Origin of the sequence: Kitasatospora sp. NPDC059803 (assembly GCF_042732255.1) — a bacterium.
In the GTDB taxonomy this organism is placed as follows: Bacteria; Actinomycetota; Actinomycetes; order Streptomycetales; family Streptomycetaceae; genus Kitasatospora.
This window is the reverse complement of record NZ_JBHWIJ010000146.1, coordinates 1-4,495: the sequence shown is the minus strand read 5'-3', so window position 1 is coordinate 4,495 and position 4,495 is coordinate 1. Positions and strand designations below refer to the sequence as shown.

7 protein-coding genes are annotated in these 4,495 nt (G+C 70.2%); 4 read left to right on the top strand and 3 right to left on the bottom strand.

Going from position 1 to position 4,495, the window contains the following annotated elements:
• Positions 1-65 precede the first annotated feature (65 nt).
• From ACFV6I_RS22555 to ACFV6I_RS22545, 3 genes are read right to left on the bottom strand one after another with little or no spacing between them, the layout of a single operon-like run.
• Entirely contained in the window at positions 66-470 is a 405-nt protein-coding gene (locus ACFV6I_RS22555; RefSeq protein WP_380427285.1) for an NUDIX hydrolase, read from the bottom strand.
• A 14-nt stretch (positions 471-484) separates the two neighbouring features.
• Complete coding sequence (locus ACFV6I_RS22550) at positions 485-1,036, bottom strand: GNAT family N-acetyltransferase (protein ID WP_380427283.1); 552 nt, start codon at positions 1,034-1,036, stop codon at positions 485-487.
• Positions 1,037-1,038: 2 nt separating this feature from the next.
• On the bottom strand, positions 1,039-2,142 hold the full coding sequence (locus tag ACFV6I_RS22545; RefSeq protein WP_380427281.1) for a hypothetical protein: 1,104 nt from the start codon (positions 2,140-2,142) through the stop codon (positions 1,039-1,041).
• 342 nt (positions 2,143-2,484) lie between these two features.
• Here ACFV6I_RS22545 and ACFV6I_RS22540 point away from each other — a divergent pair, with 342 nt between their 5' ends.
• The 4 genes from ACFV6I_RS22540 to ACFV6I_RS22525 all read left to right on the top strand — a co-directional run.
• Complete coding sequence (locus ACFV6I_RS22540) at positions 2,485-2,982, top strand: ATP-binding protein (RefSeq protein WP_380427279.1); 498 nt, start codon at positions 2,485-2,487, stop codon at positions 2,980-2,982.
• Complete coding sequence (locus ACFV6I_RS22535) at positions 2,979-3,137, top strand: hypothetical protein (protein ID WP_380427277.1); 159 nt, start codon at positions 2,979-2,981, stop codon at positions 3,135-3,137. The genes ACFV6I_RS22540 and ACFV6I_RS22535 overlap by 4 nt, the downstream gene beginning before the upstream one ends.
• Positions 3,138-3,325: 188 nt before the next feature.
• Positions 3,326-3,460: a hypothetical protein gene (locus ACFV6I_RS22530; protein WP_279634937.1), complete on the top strand. Its 135-nt coding sequence runs from the start codon at positions 3,326-3,328 to the stop codon at positions 3,458-3,460.
• A partial coding sequence (locus ACFV6I_RS22525) for a methyltransferase domain-containing protein (RefSeq protein WP_380427275.1) occupies positions 3,457-4,495 on the top strand: 1,039 nt, incomplete at its 3' end. The genes ACFV6I_RS22530 and ACFV6I_RS22525, both read left to right, overlap by 4 nt.

The following is a 4,495-nucleotide window of genomic DNA, read 5'->3' as shown; positions in this document are numbered from 1 at the left end:
CCCGGGGCCCCCCCGTTCTCTCAAGGTTCCCCCCCCCCAACCCCGGTGGGGGGCCAATCGACGTGTCACAACAACCGCCGCCCGTCATGGCTCCGGACACTCGGCGACGTGTCCCCCCGAAGCGCGTCCAACACCCGCACGGCATAGACCTCCGCCATGCGCGCGGAGACCTCGTCCGCCGTGATCCAGTCGACCTCGACCGACTCATCCGAGAGCCGCACTTGTCCGCCCTCGGGCCGACACCGGAAGACCAGCGCGACAACCCCTCGGCGCAGGTTCTTGTACACGCCGGTCAGCCGCTCCACGCCGGCGAGGATCCCGGTTTCCTCGTAGACCTCCCGGCACACGCCGTCTTCGATGCCCTCGCCCAGCTCCAGCACGCCCCCCGGCGGCTCCCAAGCCCCGTTGTCGGCCCGCCGAATCGCCAGCACCCGCCCGTCCTCCCGCACCACCACCCCCGCGACGGACACCGAGTGGAGTGGCCTCACGCTCGCGCCACCGGGTGGATCGGATCGAGGACCATCACGTCGTGCCGAGCCGCGCCGTCCCACGGGATCGCCGAACCGACGCGCCTGTAGCCCCACGCTCGGTAGGACGCCTGGGCGGCAGTCGCCTCCGGCCGGGTGTTCAGCATCACCCGGGCGTTGTCGATGCCCTCGATGAGGGCGCGATGCATGCGGGTGGCGACGCCCTGGCGGCGCCACCGGGGTCGGACCGCCAGCTCGAAGAGACCGAACGTGCGCTTCCCATCCTCATGCCTGAGGTCCTCGGGCACGGGATCGATCAGGGTGTCCCACCATCCGGTGTTCGCCGACAGCGGGTAGCCGTACGCCATCCCGACAACGGTGTCGCCGTCGAAGGCGATGGCCGCCCGGAACCCCCGCCGACGCGCCTGCGAGCGGAACCGGCGAAACGCCCGTTCCACGTCGGTCGGCCCCTCGCCGTAGGGGGCTTCCGCGAACGCCTCCGAGAACACCTCCTTCAACTGGCCCTCCAGCTCGACCGCCTGCTCGCCGTCCAACAGCCGAACCGCCACCGTCACACCGTCCTCTGTTTCCGGGCCGAAACCCCGAGCGATCGAAGTTCCTCAACGCAGTCTCGCGCCATCGCCGTATCAACTCGGGCCGCCAACGACGCCACCGAACGCAACCGGTCCGCCAACCTGGCCGAGGTCATTCCCTTCGCCGCACTGGCGCTGGCTACCGCCTCTGCACAAGCCTCCTCGACATTGCCAGCCTTCATGAGCACCTCGGCGAGGCGTGCCCGGTAAAGCGCCGCGTTTCGGCTGTATGTCGGGCCGAGCAGCCGGACAGCAGATCGAAGGAACGGGATCGCATAGGCAAGTTGCCCAGTTTCGACATGCCACGCAGCAGTTGCGTAGTCCACCTCGACCTGACCCGCAAACGCTGTCCATGGCGGTGCATCAGTGTCGTTGTCCGATCGGTCCTGCCATGTCAGAGCCTGAGAGAGGGCTCGGCGCGCGCCTGTACGGTCACCGGCAGACGAAAGTGCCCGCGCCTGTCGCAGGGCGACCACTGATTTCACCTTCGGCCCGCCGTGTCTCTGCGCGATCTCCCCGGAGGCGGTCGCTGCCGCGAGTGCCTCCCACGGCCTTCTCTGCTCGACGGCGAGCAGGGACAGGCTGTCGAGCGCACGGACTTCCAACAGCGGGTCGCCAACCAGACGGGCCGAGGTCAGTGCCTCAGTACATGCCGCGCGGGCAGCAGCCATCCTTCCCGCGTCGAACTCAATCCAGCCGAGATGGGAAAACAGCGTTCCGACCAGGGCATGTAGGTCACGCCCGACCGGGGCGATGTAAATCCCTCCGGTCATGGCCTTCTCAACGCTCTGCAGAACGCGCGCGGCAGCCTGCCGGGCGATGCGGCCGCCTTGCGCGTGATCGATGGTGTACAGGTCGGCAACCTTGGATCTGAACACCTGAACATCGGCCGCACCGATCCGGCGACCAGTCTGCGCGGGGGCGAGAACGGAAGCCCCAAGAAGTACTCCGACGTCTACAACGAACTGTCGCCGCTGCACCGCGCCCTCCTGACACCCGCTGCTCGGGATGCTGCGGGCCCGCTCGGGCGGCACCGTGAAACCCAGCTCATCAAGCGGAACCCCCAACAATGCTTCGAGCACCGCTTGTTGGCCAGGATGTGGCAACGGCGGGCTGGGAGATTCCCACCTCCTGAGGTGACGAACGCTCACCGCAGCGCGGACATCTATACGTTGCGCCATGTCGAGAAACGCTGCAACAAAGCTCTCTTGCGTGTATCCAGCGGCCTTCCTCAGTCCAGCGAGTGATCGTGCTGCCACAGAACCTCCCCAGCAGTCGGAGACATCGGCCAAACCCAAAGGTCCGGTGAAACGTCCGGTCGCTCAGGCCCCACGCGCTGTCCCGAGCCGGTGAACTAGGAATACCTCGCTGGCAGATCAGGGTCCAGGGAGGGATCAGTTGGACCACCCGAGGGAGTGACCTCAATGTCTCCACCCAGCGCGCTGCCAGCACTCTCAGACGTCGGCAGGGAGCGGCCTCGCTGCCCTCCAGAAACCGCCAACACCGAGTCCGCTGGTGGTGAGCTCACCGCGCCGGCAACCGTCTGCCTGCCCTACCGGCCCGAGTCGGTGGGAGCTGCCCGCCGGTTCGTCGCGGCGACGCTGCGGGAATGGGGCCTGGGCGACCTGGTGGACGACGCCGCCGTGATCGTCAGCGAGTTGGTCACCAACTCCTTCAAGACCTGCTGCCAGACCCGCATTCTCGTCGGCGTTCGCCGTCCGACCGACCGGATCGTCCGCATCCTCGTCGGTGACGGTTCCCGCTCGATGCCCGTGATGGTCCAGGCCGGGCCGGACGCCACGTCCGGCCGGGGCCTGGCGATGGTCCACCGGCTCACTCGCGGCCGCTGGGGCGTCACGCTCCTCCCGTTCGGGAAGGTCGTCCACGCCGACCTTGTGGCGCCCGCGCCGATCCCCCGGTGAACCCGCGACCGCCGGAGGAGAGTTGCGCCTCCGACGATGCGCCGCCGCCCACCGCCCCCGACCTCGCCCGGGTCTGGGCCGCCTACGGGGTGTCCGCCGCTGCCGGACTGCACGTCATCGCCGCGGCCCTGGTGCTGATCAACCACTCCCACTGAACTCCCGTCCGCGACGCCGGGCCCCCGGGGGGGGCCGGGGGGCACCCACCCCCCCACCCCGCCACGGGGGGACTCGGGGTGGGGGGGGCCCACCGCCCCCCCGCCGCCCACCCCCCGGCGGGCGAGCCCCCGCCCCGCGCCGCCGCGGCACGGGATCACCAACGCTCATCGACGCTCAAGGAGGAAGCATGGGTTGGGGAACCGACAAGCCCAGCGGCGGCAAGCACGGCGGAAAGAAGGACCCCGGCACGAGCAAGCCGTCCCCCGACGGACAGAACCCGGCGCCCGACCCGAAGCACAAGAAGGACGAGGGCGACAAGTGACGGACCCTGTGCATCGACCGGAGCAGGCCGCCGTGCGCGGCCTGCTCCGGGCCGTCGGCGAAGCGCTCGACGGCCCTGCCCCTCGCGAGTGGCAGGAGGCGATCGAGGCGGTCCCGCGCCATCGCTTCCTCCCCGAGCGGATCTGGCTGGAGGACGACCGGGGCGGCTACGAGCCCTGCGACCTCTCGACCGACCACCAGCGCTGGTTCGAGGCGGCCTACGCCGACGCCCCCGTCGTCACCCAGGTCAACGACGGCCAGGCATCGGCCGATCCGCCCGACCCGGCCGACGTTTGGCCCTCCTCCTCCGCCTCCGCCCCCTCGATCGTCGTCCGCATGCTCCGCGACCTCGACGTCCGGCCCGGAATGAACGTCCTGGAGATCGGCACCGGCACCGGCTGGAACGCGGCCCTGCTCGCTCACCGCCTCGGCTCCGGATGCGTCACCTCGATCGAGATCGACTCCGAGGTCTCCGAGCAGGCGTGGGCGTCCCTGAACGCGGCGGGCCTCGACGTGGACCTGATCTGCGGAGACGGCTCCCTGGGCCGGCCCCGACGTCAGCCGTACGACCGGATCGTCTCCACCTGTTCGGTCCGCCGCGTGCCCTGGGCCTGGATCGAGCAGACCCGGCCCGGAGGCATCGTCCTCACCCCCTGGGACACCCCCCTGCTCTGCTGGGGGCTGCTCAAGCTCACCGTCGAACGCGACCTGGCTCAGGGACGCTTCAGCCCTCACTCCGCGTTCATGCTGATGCGCAACCAGCGGCAGGACCTGCGGATCTTCCGCGATGTCGTCCGCGACGACCACGTACCGAAGGAATCCGAAACCACGCTGCCGCCGTGGAGCATCACGGGCGACCGCTGGGAGGCCCGGTTCGCCCTCGGCCTGCGGCTGGGCGACGTGTGGACCGCCTGGGAGGACGAGCCGGGCGTCGACGGCGTCGCCGCCCCGCTCTGGGTCGCCACCACCGATGCCCGTTCGTGGGGGGGGGGCGGGCCCCCCCCCCCCGCCGCCCGGCCGGCTGCCGGCCGAGGTG

Bases quoted from the DNA above. Each gene is read 5' to 3' on its own strand.
- ACFV6I_RS22540 (WP_380427279.1), top strand. From the start codon at position 2,485: ATGTCTCCACCCAGCGCGCTGCCAGCACTCTCAGACGTCGGCAGGGAG.
- ACFV6I_RS22530 (WP_279634937.1), top strand. From the start codon at position 3,326: ATGGGTTGGGGAACCGACAAGCCCAGCGGCGGCAAGCACGGCGGAAAG.